This window comes from Aneurinibacillus uraniidurans (assembly GCF_028471905.1).
GTDB lineage: Bacteria > Bacillota > Bacilli > Aneurinibacillales > Aneurinibacillaceae > Aneurinibacillus > Aneurinibacillus uraniidurans.
Genome location: NZ_CP116902.1, coordinates 2,246,908 through 2,266,120, shown reverse-complemented (window position 1 = coordinate 2,266,120; position 19,213 = coordinate 2,246,908). Strand labels below are relative to the sequence as shown.

Genomic DNA, 19,213 nt, shown 5'->3' with positions numbered 1-19,213 from the left:
ATTTTCGCTCGGCTTTTTTTTTGATAAGGGTATAGGATTTTAGAGGAAAGGGGAGACCTTGAACGCCTCAAATAACATTCAGATGGGTAGTGGAGGCCGTAAACGACGAAATCGCATTGGTAGCACTGGGGTAAGTGCGTGAATGGTTGAAAGCTACAACTTATTTTTACTGTCGTATCACTAGTGTTTCGTCCAATGCACTTTGCTTCTTTGATCATAAGATATTTTGAAAATGAGTAAAGGAGGATTTATATGGCAGAAAAAGTGAAGGTTAGCCCACAATTCAAAAGACTTTGTATGCAATTTGGAAAAATCCTAGGTGGTGCATCGGAAGTTGATGAAGGTCCGGTTTGTTTTGTCACGCGAATGACGAATTTAAAGGAGACGATCCTGAGAAGAAGAACACGCTCCCCTTTGGTTCAAATGCAAATGTTTTCATTTGAATCCCTTGATAAGTCGGGCCGTGCGCTTTGTTTGGGCGAGACTGCCGTACATCAAAATCAAGTTAATCGATTGATGTCGAATCTTCGTAAACGTGGGATAAAAGTGACTGCGCTTCATAATCACTGGCTAAAAGAAAACCCCCGTTTAATGTATATGCACTGGGAAGCCATTGAGAATCCTGTTGTGTTTGCTAGAAAGACCAAAGAGTCCATTGCATTCTTGGGTTAATGCAGTGGAGCTGTGAAGCTGTATTATTATCTTATTCCGAAAGGATGATTTCGTATGGAGGGACACGTGAAAGCAAGTCCTCGTTTTAGAAGACTATGTAACCAATTTTCAACCATTTTAGGTGGAACAGAGCATGAAATTACAAAAGGTCCAGTTTGTTTTGTTACTAGAAATAGGAAATTTAACGCCGCGATTTTAGGAAGACGCACCACATCTCCATTGGTTCGTTATCAACTGTTCTCGTTTGAATCACTGGACAGTTCAGGTCGCGCACTGTGTTTAGGGGAAACGGCCCTCTTCCAGAACCAAGTAAATCGATTGCTGTCAAATCTTCGCAAGAACGGGATCAAAGTAACAGCAGTCCATAATCACTGGCTGTTTGAGAATCCACGTCTTATGTATATTCACTGGGAGTCGATCGATAATCCTGTTGCATTTGCAAGGAAAGTAAAACGTTCTATTGCCTTCTTAGGTTAGTTATGAGGAATCGTACTAACATGAAAGGTATTCCCCGTCGCTGACGGGTCTTTTTCTTTTTGGCAATGAGTAATACTGTCAAAGCAAGGACAAGTCTTTTTCGCTCAGTCATGATAACGGGAATTTTCAAGATTGTCGTCAAACTTTCCAAAACTGTTTCAGCCATTTAATGTGGTAAAGGTTTTATCATAAAATAAGTTTGAGTAAGAAAACGGGTAGTGTTTTTGAGTAAGTAAAGCACTGCTTTTTCTTTTAGTTATGAAGGCAGGTCTCATGTATATGTACATAAATCCATAGAACCCCTTGTTTTTGAAAGCTATAAATTCTTTTGAAATAGTAATCGCTCGCGAAGAGATTATCGATACATATTGTTTTCTCTTCATGATTTATGTGAATATTTTAATACTTAAAACTTTATCGATAAATATAATAATGTTGTAATATATCGAAAAAATCATTATAATAATATTTGTCATAAAGACAGTTGTCTTTATGGGGTGGAATATGATGAGGCTGGCCTCTATTAGATGAACCTTTGGAGAGACTATAAAAGAGAACCAAAGGAGAAAATCAAAGCCAAACCCTAGGAGTAAGGTTGGTACATATCTAATAAAAGTCACCTATATATTCGAACGATCTATTTGTAATAGACGTAACTCTATCGCAGGGTTATGAGAAATGGATAGCTCGATAGTAGCAATATTACAGTTTTATCTTAAAGTAGTGGGGGAACATCGATGAAAAGTATACTGAAAAAGTGGGGTCAATTGGGCCTGGTAAAACAAATAATTGTAGGTTTGATTATTGGTATTATCCTGGCTGTAACGATCCCCGGAACAGCAAAACCTATTGTAATTTTAGGCACTTTATTTGTAGGTGCTTTGAAAGCAATCGCACCTGTGTTGGTACTCTTCTTGGTTATGTCAGCCATCGCTCAACATAAGAGTGGACACCAAACGAATATGAAGTCCATTATCTTCCTATATCTTTTAGGAACCTTTTTAGCTGGATTAATCGCCGTTATTATGAGTTTTATTTTTCCTGTAAGCTTAACACTTGCAAAGGGTGCTGAGGGTGTGACGGCTCCTGATGGTGTTGTAGAGGTTCTCAAAACATTACTGCTAAACGTTGTTGATAACCCAGTTAAGGCCATTTATAATGCGAACTATATCGGTATTTTAGCTTGGGCGGTACTCCTTGGTTTGGCTTTACGAAATGCTTCTGATACGACAAAAACGATGATTTCTAATTTTTCAGATGCTGTATCCAAAATGGTTACATGGGTGATTAAGTTTGCACCATTAGGAATCATGGGTCTAGTATTTGAGTCTATTACTAAAAATGGAATTGAGTCGTTACTAGGCTATGGGAGATTACTTGCTGTTTTGATTGGTTGTATGTTCTTCGTAGCGCTTGTTGTCAATCCAATCATTGTGTTCGTAGCTATACGTAAAAACCCGTTCCCGCTTGTTTTTAAGTGCTTAAAGGAAAGCGGTATTACAGCATTCTTTACACGCAGCTCAGCTGCAAATATTCCTGTAAATATGAAATTATGTGAAAATCTGGGTTTGGATAAGGATAGTTATTCCGTATCCATTCCATTAGGTGCAACCATTAATATGGGTGGTGCCGCTGTTACAATTTCTGTTTTGACACTTGCGGCGGTTCATACACTTGGTATTCAGGTGGACATTCCTACAGCCATCATCCTCAGCGTACTATCAGCTATATGTGCTTGTGGTGCTTCAGGGGTTGCTGGTGGATCTTTGTTACTGATTCCTCTAGCATGCAGCTTATTTGGAATCCCAGCTGATGTTGCTATGCAGGTAGTTGGAGTAGGCTTTATCATCGGTGTTTTACAAGACTCTTGTGAAACAGCGCTTAACTCATCTACAGACGTACTTTTCACAGCAACAGCTGAATTTAAAGAGCGGCGTAAAGAAGGAAAAGAAATAAATATCAACAAAGTAGCATAAAGAAGAAATCTGATTGAACTACACCCTAATTGTTAGAAGCGACTAACAATTGGAGGTGTAGTTTTTTATTATCTGGATGATTAATCACTACATGAGAAGCGGATGAACTTCTCTTTCTTTTTTTTCAGATTCTTGATACGCTGTAAAAAGATAAAACAACACAAGAAATACAGGGGGAGCAGTCATGACATGGGATATCCTGAACGTGATTGGGACAATTGCGTTCGCATTGAGTGGTGCAGTCGTAGCCATGGAGGAGGAATATGATATATATGGCGTATTCGTCCTTGGAATGGCCACGGCGTTTGGCGGTGGAGTGCTGCGCAATATTTTTATCGGCATTCCGGTTCCGACCTTATGGGAGCAGGGACCCCTTCTGTGGACGGCGACCATTGCGATGGCAATTTGTTTCTGCCTGCCGGTTGCGCTAATTCGATATTGGAAGCGCTGGGAACAGCTGCTGGATGCAATTGGACTGGCAGCGTTTGCCGTACAGGGGGCGTTGTATGCAACACAGTTGGGTCGTCCGCTAAGTGCGGTTATGGTAGCGGCCGTTATGACCGGAATCGGTGGCGGTATGATTCGCGATGTGCTGGCTGGACGTAGGCCGATGGTGCTGCGCGATGAGATTTATGCATTGTGGGCGATTCTTGCCGGACTTCTCATCGGAACGGGGATCATTTCCCATTCCAATCCGATACAGTTGTATGGGCTGTGTGCGCTCATTACGGTTCTGCGTATGTTGTCTGTTTTCTATAAATGGCGCTTGCCGCGCCGTGGTTTGCAGAAAGGTTTGATCTAATATCGTCATAAGAAATAGGCTGTCCCGAAAGTCAGAAGATGGCGAACGGGACAGCCTTGTTTTTCTTGGTGGAGGGTTTCGCCAAAGTGTGGTGGAGGAGCCGGGATCGGGTAGGGCCTCGTCACTTCGCTACGAAGTAGGGGCTGTCCGCTCCTAGCATACTTTGGGGAAACATCATCAAGCAATATCAAGAAGCTGAGCTTTGCTATGCAGGTAAAAAATAAAGGAAGCAGGCTTTCGAAAAGACAGTGGCTACCCGAGCAAATCCATTCTGGCGAAGAGAGTTTTTTGTAAATCAAAACGTTGTGCGGGGAGTGGGAGAAGGAAGGAGAAAGAGCGCCTGTATGCGCCTACACAGCGGAGGGAGAGCGGCGAACGAGCCTTTGCCCGCAATTCTTCGATGAATCAACATCGTAGTCCTTTCTTTGCGGGCACGTTCGTCGGTCTCCCGGAGCGGACAGTCCCCACTTCCGTGCAAGTGTACCGAAGCGAGAGCTCCTTCCTTCTCCTACTCCCTCTCACCAACCCTTGTTGATTCTACAAAAAGAGGCTAGATCGTCCAGTCGCTCCATTCACTTTTTTGCGCTTCAACTTGCGCAAGCCAGTCGGAAGTAGCTGAGAATAATTCGCGTCGTCCAGCAAGAGAGGCGAAGACATGGTCCGCTCCGTCAATTAGCTTTGTGTCACACCGTCCAGCCGCGCGTCGCCGCAGCGATTCACGATACAAGCCGCAATAATCGCACGGAATGTCTGTATCATTTGTGCCGTGTGCGACAAATACATCTCCATAAAATACAGACGCCGTATCAGCTAATGGCTGCACATGAGCAAGTGAATGAAAAAATGCAGGGCGGAGGGCATATCCGAGATGATCCGTCGTGCCTGTTTGTTCGGCTTCTTCATATGCATCACGGCCGACAATGCGGACAATATCATAAAATGGATGTGCAACTGGCGCCCATAAAATTAAAGAAGATACGCGCGAATCGCGATTAGCTGTCAGACGAGCAACGGCACCGCCCAGACTGTGTCCAAGCAAGGTAATGCGCGAGGCGTCGACACAATCGATACTTCGTACATAGTCGAGTACGTGGCGTGTTTGGGCAATGAATGATTCCATTGTATTGTCGCCATATTTCCCGCCGCTTTCCCCACATCCGGCATAATCAAACCGGAGCACGAAATAGCCTTCTTCAGCAAATCGACGTGCAGCCTCTACGAACAGTCTGTTCTGACCGATTCGGCTACCGACGAATCCGTGACAAATAATAATCGCGGGCCAGCGTTTATTCGGGTCGCAGCGTGTGTGGGGCGCTGGATAATGAACAGTGGCCGCTAATTCAATTTTATCGTAGGAAATGTGAATGACTCGTTCCATAATTGTCGCCTCCTGAAATAAAAAAATCCCTATTCTGTACGGAGAAAAGGGACAAGTGAATGCAAAAGTCCGCTTCCTCATCTGTCAGAACCACTCGTTCTGTAGGATGTGGCACCTTGCAGAATTGCTGGTTGCCGGGCTTCATCGGGCCTATTCCCTCCGCCGCTCTTGATAAGAAATGGATCACCATATAAAGTTCAACCGATATCGTTATGATTAGTATATATAAAAGCGGAATCGGGCGTCAAGGATTAATATAAACAATTCTTATTTATATACTATGAATTAATTGTACTAAAATACTGCGTACATAAACATATACCAAATAAAAACATGATAAGATAAAAAAAGGAGGGATGGCTGTGGATGCGATAATTTGGACAGGAATCGGCGTGTTATTTTTGTTAAGCCTGGCGGGTGTTATAATCCCGATCATTCCTGATGCACTGCTTGTGTGGATTGGATTTTTAACATACAAATTTGCGCTCGGTCATGTACCGTTAACGTGGACGTTCTGGGTTCCGATGACCGTACTGACAGCTTTATTGATCGGGGCAGATTTGCTATCGAACGCGTATTTTCTGAAAAAGTATGGGGGAGATAAATGGTCCATGATCGTGGCTACGGTCGGCCTATTGGCTGGACCGCTGCTTCTCGGGGCTTTTCTGGGGCCATTTGCGATTTTGGTTGGTCCGTTTCTTGCGGTCTGGGGCCTTGAGGTGGTACGAGGAAAAGGGGCCTTGGCAATGCGAATTGCGACTGGAACGGTACTCGGATTTTTAAGCAGCACCGTTGCAAAAATTATCATTCAACTGGTTATGATTATCTGGTTCCTGATCGTTGTGTTATAACGCGTATATAAGAAGAAAGAAGACCCACTGGCTACTAAAAGTCAGCGGGTCTTCTTTCTTCTTGTATGGCTTAGTGAATGTTGCGGTATACGCCGATAACTTTGCCAAGAATCGTTACAGCTGGAAGTAAAATTGGTTCCATGGATTGATTCTCTGGTTGAAGGCGGATGTGATTTTTTTCTTTAAAGAAGCGCTTCACAGTTGCTTCGTCTTCCTCGGTCATCGCCACAACAATATCTCCATTATTGGCAACCTGCTGCTGACGGACGATTACGTAATCGCCATCGAGAATTCCGGCGTCTATCATGCTTTCGCCTTGAATGCGCAGCATATAGACAGTATCCGCTCCTACCATGTTCTCCGGTAGAACAAAATGCTCTTCTACATTTTCTACAGCGGTAATAGGCAGACCTGCTGTGACTTTGCCCAGGACTGGGACGGTGACAGTCTTAATCCCTATTGGTTCAAGATCTCCTCTTTCACCATCTAGAATCTCAATGGCACGCGGCTTAGTCGGATCGCGACGAATCAGCCCTTTTTTCTCCAGGCGAGCGAGATGACCGTGAACAGTTGAGCTGGAAGCAAGCCCAACGGCTTCTCCGATCTCACGGACAGAAGGCGGATATCCTTTTTCTTTGACTTCGCGCTTTATGTAATCCAGGATGGCAAGCTGGCGGCTGGAAAGCTTTTTCATAGATTTACAACTCCATTCCCCACGGTATATTTTGTTCCTATTATATCAGTATTGTTCGCTATATACAAACATAAGTTCGAATTTTTGTTGACAAGAACACAGGTTCGGTTTACTATGATTTCAGAACGAACGTTCTTATTTTGGTGGGCGTTCTATTACAACAGGACAAGCATATAATCAATCATAGAAGCAGACATACGGGAAGGGGAAGTGAATATGAGCAGGAAGTCATTATGGATCGGAATGATCATCGGAATGTGTGTATGCAGCACGGCGAGCCTTGTATTTGCATCGATCGGGGGCGACCAGTCTACGAAGCCAGCGGGCATCGAGGTTACCGTTCAGGCCGGGGATACGCTTTGGAAAATTGCGAAACGTTATAACGAACAGGCGCATATGTCTACCCAGGAACTCATGTATTACATACAGCAAGAGAATCAGTTGAGCAGTGCTATTATCCATCCAGGGGACGTATTGATCGTTCCGCTAGAATCGTAATTACGAACGTTTATTCCATGCTAGAACTGTGTTATAATAATACTCATGTTTTATGAGAGGGGTTCACGCATGGTAACGGAAGAGAAAATTCGTCGAATTAACGAACTGGCGGCTAAAGCGAAAACGCCGGCAGGCCTTACGGATAACGAGAAGGCGGAGCAGAAAGCGCTTCGTGCTGAATATATTCAGGCTGTACGCCAATCTTTGCAAGTCAACCTCGAATCGATTCACCTGGTGGATGAAGACGGGAAAGATCTTGGTCCGATTTCGAAGAAGCACAAGCCGAAGCATTGACAAAAACCCTCCTGCTAGCCGGAGGGTTTTTTTAATACGTAGATGAGGAGAATATAGTATGAACGTTGTCATATATGCACGCGTCAGCACAGAGCGGAAGGAACAGGAGACAAGCCTTGTGCGACAGCGTGAGGAACTGCGCCAGTATGCGAGTCAGCACGGGTGGCAGGTTGTACGAGAGATCGAGGAAAAAGCGAGCGGATTCGAGATGGAGCGTACCGGCATGATCGAAGCGCTTGATCTTTTGACGAATGGAGAAGCGGAAGCGATCCTCGTACAAGATGAGACACGGCTTGGGCGCGGCAATAGTAAGATTGCACTTCTGCATCAGATTCGTAAGCTTGGAGCGCGTGTGTTCGCATGTGATAATGATGGCGAGCTGCAAGTCACCGAGATGGAAGGGATGGTGCTTGAAATTCTCGCGATTGTTGAAGAATACCAGCGCCGCCTGATCAATCATAAGATTTCGCGCGGCATGCAGCGGGCAATTGCGGAAGGATTCCGGCCGGAAAAAAACTTGAAAAATCTCGACCAAGGTGGCCGCAAGCGCAATGAACTGCCTATTGAGGAGATTGTACGTCTGCGAGCGAAAAAATTGACCTTTGAAGATATTGCGGTTGTGCTGCGCGGACTCGGTTATGAAGCATCACGTGCTACGGTGCATCGCCGCTACCGGGAATATGCAGCGGAACAGGAAGAGTAAGCAGTCCTCGGGACTCGCTTTCTGATCGGGTTCGTTGTATAGTAAGAGTTTGAGAACTTTACGCGCAGGAAGGATGAACAGAAAGTGACTGCGATTACGAGAAATAGCGTCGAACTTCTCGCTCCCGCAGGTAATTGGGAGTGCATGAAGGCTGCCGTAGTGAATGGCGCCGATGCGATATTTTTTGGAGTGGAAAAATTTAATGCCCGGGCTCGGGCTGATAATTTTCGGGTGGATGATTTGCCGGAGATTATGGCTTATTTGCACACGTATGGTGTAAAAGGCTATTTGACGTTTAATATTTTAGTGTTTGAGAACGAGCTGAAAGACGCACGTGAACTCGTCGATGCCTGTATGAATGCAGGGGTAGATGCAGTAATTGTGCAGGACTTCGGTCTTGTCAAAGCAATTCGGGAGATGTCACCGGACTTCCCGATTCACGGTTCTACTCAGATGACGATTACATCACCGGAGGCGGTTGAGTTCGCGTCACAGTACGGCATGGAGATTGTTGTGCTTGGACGCGAGAACAATTTGAAGCAAATCCGCACCATTGCTGGAAAAACTAACACGCCGCTTGAAGTGTTCGTACACGGAGCGCTCTGTGTATCCTACTCTGGCCAGTGCCTAACATCCGAGATGTGGGGCGGACGGTCTGCGAACCGAGGAGAATGTGCGCAGGCATGTCGCCTGCCGTATGATCTGATGGTTGATGGCGAACAAAAAGAGATGGGTAATGTTGCTTATTTGCTGTCACCGAAGGATTTGGCGGCGATTGACCTGATTCCAGACTTAATTGAAGCGGGCGTCAGCTCCTTTAAAATTGAAGGTCGGATGAAAACACCGGAATACGTAGCGAACGTGGTGAGCAAATATCGCCGCGCCATCGATGCGTACTTTGAAGGGAAAGACTACACGCCGTCTGATCGCGAAGTGCGGGAATTGCAGCAAAGCTTCAGCCGCGGCTTTACGCATGGATTCCTCGAAGGAACCAACAATAAAAAGCTCGTCGATGGTACATTTCCAAAAAGCCGGGGTGTGTATCTCGGAACGGTTAAAAAAGTGTTGAAAGATGCTGTGCTTTGCGACCTGGAAGCACCGCTAAAGCGCGGGGACGGCATCGTGTTCGATGCGGGCCACCCGCAGGAGAAAGAAGAAGGTGGGCGCGTATACGATCTGCGTAGAAACGGGCGCAAGGTCGAGGGTGAAGTCGAACAAGGCCGAATTGAGATTGTACCGGGTCGGAATGATGTGAAGCTGCGCCGTGTACAGGTAGGGGACAAGATCTGGAAAACGAACGATCCAGAGCTTGATCGCCGTCTGCGGAAAACGTTTGAAACGGACCAACCGTATCGTCTGTTCCCGCTGACCGTAAGTGTACGTGGACAAGAAGGAACACCACTTACGGCTGAGTGGATCGATGAAAATACCGGAAACCGCGTAACTGTTACTTCTGAGATGAACCTGGAAAAAGCGATGAAGCGTCCGCTTAGTCAGGATTATCTAGCAGAGCAGTGGGGTCGACTTGGCGGGACGATCTATGAATTGCACGCGCTTGATATGGAGCTTGCAGGTGAGGTAATTGTTCCGGTTAAAGAGTTGAATCGCATGCGTCGGGATGCGGTGGAGCAGTTGATGGAGCAGCGCCAGAAGCCGCGTGTGTATGCACGTAAAGAAGCGAGTGTGCAGCAAGCAGTTGCACAGACAAACGCAGCACAACATGATCCGGAACTCGTTGCGCTTTGTCGCACAGTGGAGCAGGTGCGAGCGGCAGCTGCAGCAGATGTGGAGTATGTATATGCTGATTTTGAATTTACGCGGGACTATCCAGAAGCTGTGCAGATTGCCCATGATCACGGCAAACGCATTGCGCTCTCGACGCCGCGCATTCATATGCCAGGTGAGAACGGTGTGCTAAATAGCATCGTAAAAGCAGGGCCAGATGCGATTTTAGTGCGCAATCTAGGAGCGCTCTCATATTATCGTCAAGCAGGGGTCGAACTGCCGCTGTTTGGTGATTTCTCATTAAATGTGGCCAATCATAAGGCGGTAGAAGTGTTTGCTGAGAACGGACTGACTTGGATTACCCCTTCGTATGACTTAAATATTCAGCAGATGGTCGATATGCTAGCGGTAGCAGATACAAGTCAAATGGAGCTTGTGATTCATCAGCATCTGCCGATGTTCCATACTGAGCACTGCGTATATTGTACTTTCTTAAGTGAAGGAACTGACTATACGAACTGCGGACGTCCATGTGAAAGCCACCGTGTATCGCTGCAGGATCGAATTGGGATGTCGCATCCAGTTCGTGTCGATGTAGGCTGTCGTAACACGGTATACAATGCGATTGAACAGTCAGGGGCTGAATATTTGCCAAACTTCCTCGAACTTGGAGTTCGCCGTTATCGGGTAGAATTCCTGGAGGAAGATGCAGATCAGGTACAGCACGTTTTATGCTTGTATCGGGAAGCACTGAGCGGGAAACGGAGCGGTACGAGCGTATGGCGCGAGCTAAAGGCGACGAATCAGCTTGGTGTCACACGCGGACAGCTTATCAAATAGAGGTAGTAGAAAAGGTAGGGGAGACATATCTCCTGCCTTTTTTTTGTGGGTATAATGTTCTAGGTTTATCACAAAAAAACAGAAAATAAAAATAGGAATTAAGATGTAAATATGGGATATTTCAAAAAAAAATGTACCCATAGACGAAAGTACCCGTTAAAATAAAAACATAAGCAATGATATGCATGCATACATATATAAGTTGTGAATAATGTACCAGATTGGAAAAACAGTTTGGGGCGGTGATTACATATGAAAAGACAAATAGCACTAGGACTTATTTTATCGATAGCATTCGCATCTCCCGTTGCGGCAGCTCCTTATACCGTTGGAAAAAGCGATACATTATATAGCATAAGTAAGCGCTTCGGTGTATCAGTTGCGGCATTAAAGCAGAAAAATAGCCTGCAGACAGATGCGATTAAAGCTGGACAAGTACTAGAGATTCCTAATAGAACGGTCGCTACAAGTCGAAGCGCCAGCAAGGAACCTACAACTAGTTATGTAGCAGTGGGCAAAACGAGCGTTAGTTCTGTTACGTCAAGCAGCTCGGACACAAAAACAACAATTAAGGTAGCAACTGCACAGCCAACAATAAAAGAAGAAGCGAAAAAACCAGCACATCCTACCGAAATAAGTGGGGTTATTGAACCGTTGCTCGGCACCCCGTACAAGTGGGGTGGCACGACGACAGACGGATTTGATTGCAGCGGGTTCACTTCCTATGTATTCGCAGAGATGGGGGTACAGCTTCCGCGTACATCGCAGGCTCAATTTACCACAGGAGAGGCTGTGGATGCAGACGCACCGCTTGAGCCGGGAGACTTACTGTTTTTTGATGCTGATAAGAAGGGCACTATTACACATGTGGGCATTTATGTTGGAGATAACAAGATGGCGCATGCAGCTACCAAAAGCGTTCGGGTCGACGACTTAGACTGGTATTTAAAAAATTATACGTATTATGGTGCAAAACGGGTTTTTTAACGTAAATCAGGAACTACCGACTAATCGGTAGTTCTTTTTTTTCTAAAAAACAATAGATAAATATGATAAAATAAAAATATCTACAAATAAAGGGGGAATAGTATGGAATACGCACAAGTAGAAAAAAGGACTCATAAAAAACTTAGTAAATGGAATTTGCTCAAGCGGGCGCTGTTTATTTTTCTCGGAGCCGCACTCGTGTCGGTTGGACTAGAGATTTTTCTTGTCCCGAACAATATCATTGACGGAGGCATTGTCGGGATTTCGATCATTTTGTCTCATCTTACCAACGTGCAGTTGGGCGTGTTCTTATTTGTATTGAACTTGCCATTCTTGTTTATGGGATATAAGCAAATCGGAAAAACGTTTGCGCTGTCGACGTTGTTCGGAATTGTCATTATGTCAATTGGCACCAGCATTCTCCACCCGGTACCGGAACTAACAGAGGACCCTCTGCTGGCTGCGGTGTTTGGTGGGATTATTCTTGGAATTGGCGTGGGAATGGTGATTCGTTTCGGGGGCTCACTTGATGGAACCGAGATTGTTGCCGTTGTGTTTAATAAACGGCTTCCGCTATCAGTTGGTGAAACGGTCATGTTTTTTAATATTTTCATTCTCGGAAGCGCTGGCTTTGTGTTCGGCTGGGAACGGGCCATGTATTCCCTTATCGCCTACTATATCGCGTTTAAAATGATTGATGTTACCATCCAGGGTCTGGATGAATCGCGTGCGGTATGGATTATTAGTGAAATGCATAGAGAGATCGGGGACGCGCTTCTCGCACGTCTCGGGCGTGGTGTTACGTATTTGAACGGGGAAGGCGCCTATACAGGAGAGCGTAAACAAGTGATTTTTTGTGTAATTACAAGGCTGGAGGAAGCGAAACTGAAATCCATTATTGAAGACACGGATCCACATGCATTCCTTGCAGTAGGTGCGATTAACGATGTACGAGGGGGGAACTTTAAAAAGAAAAATATTCACTAAAGGCGGGATGATACGATGCGATATATCATACTCATACTTGGACTTATTGCAGCCGTCGCTTTTATTCTGGCACCGCCTGAAGAGAAAGCACAAATGCTTGGCAAGGAGACAATCGAGAAGGGGGATGCTTCTTCCTGGGTGATTCGGGTGCGGAAGGCGCAATATTTCATGCGCGGAGAAAAAGGAAATGTTGGAATTGTCGAAGCACCTATTACCGTAGGAAAGGAACGGGAACATACGCTGTTTTTCTGGGGGAAGAAAGAGGAGTTGGTCGGAAAAATAGTTAAAATTTCCGGGGTGCAGACCGCTACCGGAGAAAAGCTGCCGGAAAGAACCGCGAAGCTTACCGAGATGTCTTCCTCGATTGCAGCGGCCCAGGGAAAAGTTCCGCTTCTGTTTCCACATGCGGGCACCTGGGTGCTTACGGTGTACGTAGAAGGAAAAAAGCGGGGAGATATTGTGCTCGCAGTGAAATAAAGACAGGAAAGGCCCTGGATGATGAGGTGTTCATCATTCAGGGCCTTTATTATATAGCATTGGCTGCTATTTTTCGATGATACCGGAAAGCCAGGCAATCAGGCGTTTGTTTATTCCTTCTTCAGATGCACCTGGCAGTACGTCGGCTTCAACAACCTGGTCAAACAACAATTCGAGCGGCTCACGAGAGTCTTCTTTCTTCGCCTTCTTATCTTGTAGGCGTTCCCAGTTCTGCACGATGAACGTACGACGATCCATATCCTCCTGAGCAAAAAATGAGCGCAGTCGTTCTACATCTTCGAGAAATGCCCCGTCAAATCGTTCTTCGATTGTTCCGCGCAATAATGCGATTTCGGCTTCATACATCGGGGACTGATCGTTTTTGTTTTTGCCAATCCACGGTGTTTCGAGAATGACAGGCTTATTTTTGGCAGCCTCATGATGAGCAATGTAGTGGATCGCATCAAACCCAATCAAGCCAGAACCGAGCGGCGCATGCCGATCTTTACCTGCGCCCCGGAAGTTTTTGCTGTCATTAAGATGGAAAACACCAATGCGGTCAACACCGATCAGGCGGTCAAATTGCTCCATGACACCATCGAAGTCGTTCACAATATCATAGCCAGCATCATGCGTATGGCATGTATCAAAACAGATCGAGAGTTTATCATTCAGCTTTACCTTATCGATAATTGCCGCAAGCTCCTCAAATGAGCGACCGATTTCCGAGCCTTTTCCCGCCATCGTCTCAAGCGCGATTTTTGCGGTCTGGCCGCTATGTAGGACCTCGTTTAGCCCTTCCGCAATGCGATTGATTCCGTATTCCGCATCTTTATCGGTATAAGCGCCGGGGTGAAGCACAATGTTTTGAACACCGATGTATTCGGCCCGGCGAATTTCTTCAGCGAGAAAGGTAACGGCAAGCTCGAATGTATCTGGCTTGTACGAACCGAGATTAATGATGTAAGGAGCGTGGACCACAATCTCCTCAATGCCGTGCTTCTGCATCAGGGCTAGCCCTTCGTCGACATATTGTTCTTCCATTGGTTTGCGGCGCGTATTTTGTGGCGCACCTGTATATACCATGAATGAGGTGGAGCCATATCTAATTGCTTCCTCTACCGCATTCAATAATCCTTTCTTTGAAAACGAAACGTGAGACCCAATTTTCACAACCTGTTCACTCCTTTGCTATACTAATTGTAGCAAAAAAACAGCGATGTACACATATAATGCTATTTTTCGTTTAAAATAAAAGAAGCGGAATGAACAGAAAAGACTGATATATAAAGCTGATTCTTGTTTAATGTTCGGTTTTAAGTGAAATTCCACCTTTTTTTAGGAGATAAAAAGGTGGTTTTGTGAACATTTCCGGATGTTTTTTAGAAATTATGAAAACATGTCTTTTCTTTTTGCGGGATTAGGTGTAGGATAAAGGAAAAGTTTCGCAATCATATAAGGAGTGAGAATCATGTTAACAAAGGCACAGCGCGCGTACAACTTTAACGCAGGTCCATCTGCACTGCCGCTTGAAGTTCTGGAAAAAGCTCAAAAAGAATTGGTGGATTTCCAGGGCACAGGTATGTCCGTTATGGAGCTGAGCCATCGCAGCCCGGCGTATGAGAATGTGCACAACCAGGCGATTGCCAACCTGAAAGAACTGATGAACATTCCAGATAACTATCAGGTACTATTCCTACAGGGTGGTGCGAGCACACAGTTTGCTATGGTGCCGATGAACTTTCTTCCGGCAGACCAGAAGGCAGCGTATGTGCTGACAGGCGCATGGTCTGAGAAAGCGAACAAAGAAGCGAAAATGTTCGGCGATACATATGTGCCGTTCACATCCAAAGAGACAAATCATAATCGCATTCCAAAACTGGATGAGCTGACATTTGAAGACAATACGGCGTATGTTCACATCACGTCAAACAATACAATCTTTGGTACTGAATGGTTTGAATTCCCGGATACAGGTGATATTCCGCTTATTGCAGATATGTCAAGCGATATTATGTCGCATCCGGTTGATGTAAGCAAGTTCGCGATGATTTATGCGGGCGCACAGAAAAACCTTGGTCCATCTGGCGTAACGGTTGCTATCGTTCGTGACGATCTACTCGCACGTGCGAACACAGAGAACGTGCCAACAATGCTGCGCTATGATACGCACGTGAAGAACAATTCCCTGTATAACACACCGCCGACATTTGGCATTTATATGCTTGGCCTCGTACTGGAATGGGCAAAAGAGCAGGGCGGACTCGAAGTGATTACGAAGCGCAATCAAGAGAAAGCAGCTCTTATCTATGATGTAATCGACGCAAGCAATGGCTTCTACCGTGGTCATGCGGAAAAAGACAGCCGTTCCCTGATGAACATTACGTTCCGCGTTGGTGATGAAGAATTGGAGAAACAGTTCCTTGCTGAAGCAAAAGCAGCAGGCTTCGTTGGTCTGAATGGTCACCGTTCTGTTGGCGGATGCCGTGCATCCACATACAACGCTGTACCGTATGAAGCATGTAAAGCGCTGAGCGAATTCATGGTTGAGTTCCAGAAGAAAAACAGCTAATAATTATAAAAAATAGAAGGGGCCCGATATCGTATCTGATTCGGGCCCCTTCTATTTTTTGTGTCTGCAAGTAAAGATGAGGGAGAGGTTGTATCGTAAATCAGTGAAACAGCTTTTCCTCTTACTTTATGAAGAAAAAAATGATATACTTTTCTAAATAATACAACTAGACGAAAAGGGTGGAGAGAATGCTGACATTCGGTACGATCATGAAACAAAACACGCAAAAATACAGTGCTAAGCCTGCTGTTATCTTTCGAAATCAAACGCTTACTTATCATGAATTGAATACTCGCGCTAACAAGATTGCAAACGCTTTCTTGGAGCGTGGCTATACAAAAGGTGACAAAGTAGCCGTTATGATGAAAAATCATGCTGCTTACGTTGAACTTATTACCGGTCTGTCAAAAATCGGTGTCGTGATTGTTCCGATTAACTATCGCCTGGTTGGACTGGAAATTGACTATATTATACGAAATTCGGACAGTCGGGGATGTATCGTTTCAGCCGAATATGCGGAAACAATAGAAAGCATTCTGCCACAGCTTCCACAGTTGGACACGTTTCTCATCGTCGATGGTTCGTCTACTGACACAATGACAGAGTATGAAGCATTTGTCGCATCAGGTCAGGAACATGAGCCGGAAGCAGACGTAGAGGAAAAAGACACATTCTACATTGGTTATACATCCGGTACAACAGGCAAGCCAAAAGGGGTTGTCATCTCGCACCGTTCCCGCTTGCTTACCGGAATGACAGCTGCTTATGAATACAAAATTGACGAAGCTGACATTCATCTCGTAGCTGGGCCAATTTACCATGCAGCACCGTGGATTTTCCTTGTCATGCAGCTGCTTGTAGGCGGTACGCTCGTGATTCATGAAGCATTTGATGCCGAGCAGGTGCTTGCTGATATTGAACGCTATCGCATCACCAACACATTCCTGGCTCCTACGATGTATAACTTTCTGCTTCACGCAGATAAGGACATACAGGATAAATATGATATTTCCTCCATGCGTGTGCTTATCTCGGCTGGTTCGCCGCTTCCAACACAGACGAAGCTGGAGATTCTCGACTTTTTCAACGGGGCTGACCTGCATGAGTTTTATGGTTCGACGGAAAGTGCCATTACGCTTAACATTAAGCCCGGGGATATCCGTCGGAAAGAACGCTGCGTAGGGCATCCGTTCCCGTTTGTGGAATGCTTGATTTTAGACGAGGATAAAGAGCCTGTCGCGCAGGGTGAGGTAGGGGAGCTGTATTTCAAGGCTCCGTACTTATTAGATGGTTACTACAAAAATCCAGAAGCGGATGCGACTTCGTTCTTTAACGGCTTTTTCACCGTAGGAGATATGGCCATTCAGGATGAAGAAGGATTTTATTACATCGTTGATCGCAAAAAAGATATGCTGATCAGCGGCGGTGTTAACATTTATCCGCGTGAAATCGAGGAGGTACTATACGCTCATCCGCAAATTCTCGAGGTTGCCGTAATTGGTGTGCCAGATCCGGTCTGGGGAGAATCTGTAAAAGCTATCGTTGTGGCGCGAAAAGGAGAGTCTCTTACTGCTGAAGAAGTCATTCACTATTGTGAAGGGAAGTTAGCCGGATATAAAAAACCGAAATCGGTAGACTTTGTAGACGAACTTCCGCGCAATCCTTCCGGTAAAATTCTCAAAACAGTACTGCGCGACGTCTACTGGGAAAATCAAAACGTAAAAATCTAATCCATACAGCACATAGAAGTAGAGGAAGAAGCGAGTCGGAAAACAATCCAGCTCGCTTCTTTTTTGTTGATTCAAAAAGCAAAAAAATGGGCAAAATCACAGGAGTTAAAGAGATCATGCTAAAGGAGGATGTACCATGGAGTTCAGAATTGAAAAAGATACACTAGGAGAAATCAAGGTGCCAGCAGACAAACTCTGGGGAGCTCAGACACAGCGCAGCAGCCAGAATTTCAAAATCGGCACTGAAAGAATGCCGCTGGAGTTGATTCGTGCCTTTGCTATTCTAAAAAAAAGCGCAGCCCAAACGAATCAGAAGCTTGGGAAATTAGCAGCCGATAAGGCAGAAGTGATTATGAAAGCCGCAGATGAAATAGTGGAAGGAAAATGGGATGAACATTTTCCGCTTGTCGTCTGGCAGACAGGAAGCGGTACGCAGTCAAATATGAATGTAAATGAAGTGATCGCTCATCGTGCAAACCAGCTGCTAGAACAAAGCGGCAGCAGCCAGCGCATTCATCCGAACGATGACGTAAATAAATCACAAAGCTCAAACGATACGTTTCCTACTGCCATGCACATCGCTGGAGTAGTCGCGATCGAAGACCACGTATTGCCTGCCTTAGTCAAATTAAAAGACGTGCTTCATAAAAAATCAGAAGAGTTTACAGACATTATTAAAATTGGGCGTACTCACTTACAAGATGCTACCCCGTTGACACTCGGACAGGAAGTAAGCGGCTGGTACGCTATGCTTGCGAAAAGCGAAAAGATGATTACAGAAAGTATGGAGTCCTTACGAGAGCTGGCCATTGGCGGAACTGCAGTCGGCACGGGCATTAATGCTCATCCTAAATTTGGCGAGATGGTAGCCGACGAGATTAGCAAGCTGACGAACAAAACGTTTCTGTCTGCCGAAAACAAGTTTCACGCCTTAACGAGCCATGATGCGATCGTCTATGTACATGGGGCTTTCAAAGCGCTGGCAGCCGATTTGATGAAAATCGCCAACGATGTCCGCTGGCTGGCAAGCGGGCCGCGCAGCGGAATTGGTGAAATCACCATTCCGGCGAATGAGCCGGGCAGCTCGATTATGCCGGGTAAGGTCAATCCGACGCAAAGCGAAGCGGTTACCATGGTAGCCTGCCAGATTATGGGGAACGATGCGACGATCGGATTTGCAGCCAGCCAGGGGAATTTCGAGTTGAATGTGTTCAAGCCTGTGATTATTTATGACTTCCTGCAATCTGCGAGACTGCTTGCTGATGCAATGGTGTCCTTTACCGATCATTGTGCCGTGGGCATAGAGCCAAACATTGAGGTACTAACACGTAACCTAGAAAGATCACTCATGCTTGTTACAGCGTTAAATCCTCATATCGGATACGAGAATGCAGCGGCAATCGCGAAGCTCGCGCACAAAGAAGGTTTAACACTCAAAGAAGCCGCGATCAAAACAAATTTGCTAACAGAAGAACAGTTCGATCAAATTGTGCGGCCAGAACAGATGATTCATCCAAAAGAGTGAAAAAAAGCGGAGAAGGTGCCCGCCT

At 45.5% G+C, this 19,213-nt stretch carries 18 protein-coding genes and 1 riboswitch; of the genes, 15 read left to right on the top strand and 3 right to left on the bottom strand.

Annotated features, from left to right (window positions below; translation table 11 throughout):
- Positions 1–252 precede the first annotated feature (252 nt).
- The 4 genes from PO771_RS11305 to PO771_RS11290 all read left to right on the top strand — a co-directional run bounded on the left by PO771_RS11305 (position 253) and on the right by PO771_RS11290 (position 3,927).
- Positions 253–672, top strand: coding sequence for a DUF1259 domain-containing protein (locus tag PO771_RS11305; RefSeq protein ID WP_272559775.1), 420 nt, complete (start codon positions 253–255; stop codon positions 670–672).
- Positions 673–726: 54 nt separating this feature from the next.
- Positions 727–1,149: a DUF1259 domain-containing protein gene (locus tag PO771_RS11300; protein ID WP_272559774.1), complete on the top strand. Its 423-nt coding sequence runs from the start codon at positions 727–729 to the stop codon at positions 1,147–1,149.
- Positions 1,150–1,886: 737 nt separating this feature from the next.
- Complete coding sequence (gene sstT / locus PO771_RS11295; RefSeq protein ID WP_272559773.1) at positions 1,887–3,125, top strand: serine/threonine transporter SstT; 1,239 nt, start codon at positions 1,887–1,889, stop codon at positions 3,123–3,125.
- 184 nt (positions 3,126–3,309) lie between these two features.
- A complete protein-coding gene (locus tag PO771_RS11290; RefSeq protein WP_272559772.1) occupies positions 3,310–3,927 on the top strand; it encodes a trimeric intracellular cation channel family protein in 618 nt (205 codons plus the stop codon).
- Positions 3,928–4,477: 550 nt separating this feature from the next.
- On the opposite strand, the gene PO771_RS11285 is transcribed toward PO771_RS11290, so the two are convergent.
- Positions 4,478–5,305: an alpha/beta hydrolase gene (locus PO771_RS11285; protein WP_272559771.1), complete on the bottom strand. Its 828-nt coding sequence runs from the start codon at positions 5,303–5,305 to the stop codon at positions 4,478–4,480.
- Between the two features lie 74 nt (positions 5,306–5,379).
- A riboswitch (SAM riboswitch) is annotated at positions 5,380–5,483 on the bottom strand.
- A 184-nt stretch (positions 5,484–5,667) separates the two neighbouring features.
- Between PO771_RS11285 and PO771_RS11280 the strand changes: the two genes are divergently transcribed.
- Positions 5,668–6,156, top strand: a complete 489-nt coding sequence (locus PO771_RS11280) for a DUF456 domain-containing protein (RefSeq protein ID WP_272559770.1) — start codon at positions 5,668–5,670, stop codon at positions 6,154–6,156.
- A gap of 70 nt (positions 6,157–6,226) precedes the next feature.
- Here PO771_RS11280 and lexA read toward each other — a convergent pair whose 3' ends face one another.
- Positions 6,227–6,850, bottom strand: a complete 624-nt coding sequence (gene lexA / locus PO771_RS11275; RefSeq protein WP_272559769.1) for a transcriptional repressor LexA — start codon at positions 6,848–6,850, stop codon at positions 6,227–6,229.
- A gap of 216 nt (positions 6,851–7,066) precedes the next feature.
- Here lexA and yneA point away from each other — a divergent pair, with 216 nt between their 5' ends.
- The 7 genes from yneA to PO771_RS11240 all read left to right on the top strand — a co-directional run bounded on the left by yneA (position 7,067) and on the right by PO771_RS11240 (position 13,361).
- Complete coding sequence (gene yneA, locus PO771_RS11270; RefSeq protein WP_272559768.1) at positions 7,067–7,348, top strand: cell division suppressor protein YneA; 282 nt, start codon at positions 7,067–7,069, stop codon at positions 7,346–7,348.
- Between the two features lie 69 nt (positions 7,349–7,417).
- Positions 7,418–7,642, top strand: a complete 225-nt coding sequence (locus tag PO771_RS11265; protein WP_272559767.1) for a DUF896 domain-containing protein — start codon at positions 7,418–7,420, stop codon at positions 7,640–7,642.
- A gap of 58 nt (positions 7,643–7,700) precedes the next feature.
- Positions 7,701–8,345: a YneB family resolvase-like protein gene (locus PO771_RS11260; protein ID WP_272559766.1), complete on the top strand. Its 645-nt coding sequence runs from the start codon at positions 7,701–7,703 to the stop codon at positions 8,343–8,345.
- Between the two features lie 144 nt (positions 8,346–8,489).
- A complete protein-coding gene (locus tag PO771_RS11255) occupies positions 8,490–10,910 on the top strand; it encodes a U32 family peptidase (RefSeq protein WP_272563146.1) in 2,421 nt (806 codons plus the stop codon).
- A gap of 252 nt (positions 10,911–11,162) precedes the next feature.
- On the top strand, positions 11,163–11,897 hold the full coding sequence (locus tag PO771_RS11250) for a C40 family peptidase (RefSeq protein ID WP_272559765.1): 735 nt from the start codon (positions 11,163–11,165) through the stop codon (positions 11,895–11,897).
- Positions 11,898–11,999: 102 nt separating this feature from the next.
- A complete protein-coding gene (locus tag PO771_RS11245) occupies positions 12,000–12,884 on the top strand; it encodes a YitT family protein (RefSeq protein ID WP_272559764.1) in 885 nt (294 codons plus the stop codon).
- A gap of 15 nt (positions 12,885–12,899) precedes the next feature.
- Positions 12,900–13,361, top strand: coding sequence for a DUF4871 domain-containing protein (locus PO771_RS11240; protein WP_272559763.1), 462 nt, complete (start codon positions 12,900–12,902; stop codon positions 13,359–13,361).
- Between the two features lie 66 nt (positions 13,362–13,427).
- Here PO771_RS11240 and PO771_RS11235 read toward each other — a convergent pair whose 3' ends face one another.
- Positions 13,428–14,534, bottom strand: coding sequence for a deoxyribonuclease IV (locus tag PO771_RS11235; protein WP_272559762.1), 1,107 nt, complete (start codon positions 14,532–14,534; stop codon positions 13,428–13,430).
- 298 nt (positions 14,535–14,832) lie between these two features.
- On the opposite strand from PO771_RS11235, the gene serC reads away from it, so the two are divergent.
- From serC to fumC, 3 genes are all read left to right on the top strand, one after another.
- Positions 14,833–15,933, top strand: a complete 1,101-nt coding sequence (gene serC, locus PO771_RS11230; RefSeq protein WP_272559761.1) for a 3-phosphoserine/phosphohydroxythreonine transaminase — start codon at positions 14,833–14,835, stop codon at positions 15,931–15,933.
- A gap of 188 nt (positions 15,934–16,121) precedes the next feature.
- Positions 16,122–17,663, top strand: coding sequence for a class I adenylate-forming enzyme family protein (locus PO771_RS11225; protein ID WP_272559760.1), 1,542 nt, complete (start codon positions 16,122–16,124; stop codon positions 17,661–17,663).
- A 136-nt stretch (positions 17,664–17,799) separates the two neighbouring features.
- Entirely contained in the window at positions 17,800–19,188 is a 1,389-nt protein-coding gene (fumC, locus tag PO771_RS11220) for a class II fumarate hydratase (protein WP_272559759.1), read from the top strand.
- The last annotated feature ends 25 nt before the right edge of the window (positions 19,189–19,213 follow it).

Bases quoted from the DNA above. Each gene is read 5' to 3' on its own strand.
- PO771_RS11305 (WP_272559775.1), top strand. From the start codon at position 253: ATGGCAGAAAAAGTGAAGGTTAGCCCACAATTCAAAAGACTTTGTATG.
- PO771_RS11300 (WP_272559774.1), top strand. From the start codon at position 727: ATGGAGGGACACGTGAAAGCAAGTCCTCGTTTTAGAAGACTATGTAAC.
- sstT (WP_272559773.1), top strand. From the start codon at position 1,887: ATGAAAAGTATACTGAAAAAGTGGGGTCAATTGGGCCTGGTAAAACAA.
- PO771_RS11290 (WP_272559772.1), top strand. From the start codon at position 3,310: ATGACATGGGATATCCTGAACGTGATTGGGACAATTGCGTTCGCATTG.
- PO771_RS11285 (WP_272559771.1), bottom strand. From the start codon at position 5,305: ATGGAACGAGTCATTCACATTTCCTACGATAAAATTGAATTAGCGGCC.
- lexA (WP_272559769.1), bottom strand. From the start codon at position 6,850: ATGAAAAAGCTTTCCAGCCGCCAGCTTGCCATCCTGGATTACATAAAG.
- yneA (WP_272559768.1), top strand. From the start codon at position 7,067: ATGAGCAGGAAGTCATTATGGATCGGAATGATCATCGGAATGTGTGTA.
- PO771_RS11265 (WP_272559767.1), top strand. From the start codon at position 7,418: ATGGTAACGGAAGAGAAAATTCGTCGAATTAACGAACTGGCGGCTAAA.
- PO771_RS11260 (WP_272559766.1), top strand. From the start codon at position 7,701: ATGAACGTTGTCATATATGCACGCGTCAGCACAGAGCGGAAGGAACAG.
- PO771_RS11255 (WP_272563146.1), top strand. From the start codon at position 8,490: ATGAAGGCTGCCGTAGTGAATGGCGCCGATGCGATATTTTTTGGAGTG.
- PO771_RS11250 (WP_272559765.1), top strand. From the start codon at position 11,163: ATGAAAAGACAAATAGCACTAGGACTTATTTTATCGATAGCATTCGCA.
- PO771_RS11245 (WP_272559764.1), top strand. From the start codon at position 12,000: ATGGAATACGCACAAGTAGAAAAAAGGACTCATAAAAAACTTAGTAAA.
- PO771_RS11240 (WP_272559763.1), top strand. From the start codon at position 12,900: ATGCGATATATCATACTCATACTTGGACTTATTGCAGCCGTCGCTTTT.
- serC (WP_272559761.1), top strand. From the start codon at position 14,833: ATGTTAACAAAGGCACAGCGCGCGTACAACTTTAACGCAGGTCCATCT.
- PO771_RS11225 (WP_272559760.1), top strand. From the start codon at position 16,122: ATGCTGACATTCGGTACGATCATGAAACAAAACACGCAAAAATACAGT.
- fumC (WP_272559759.1), top strand. From the start codon at position 17,800: ATGGAGTTCAGAATTGAAAAAGATACACTAGGAGAAATCAAGGTGCCA.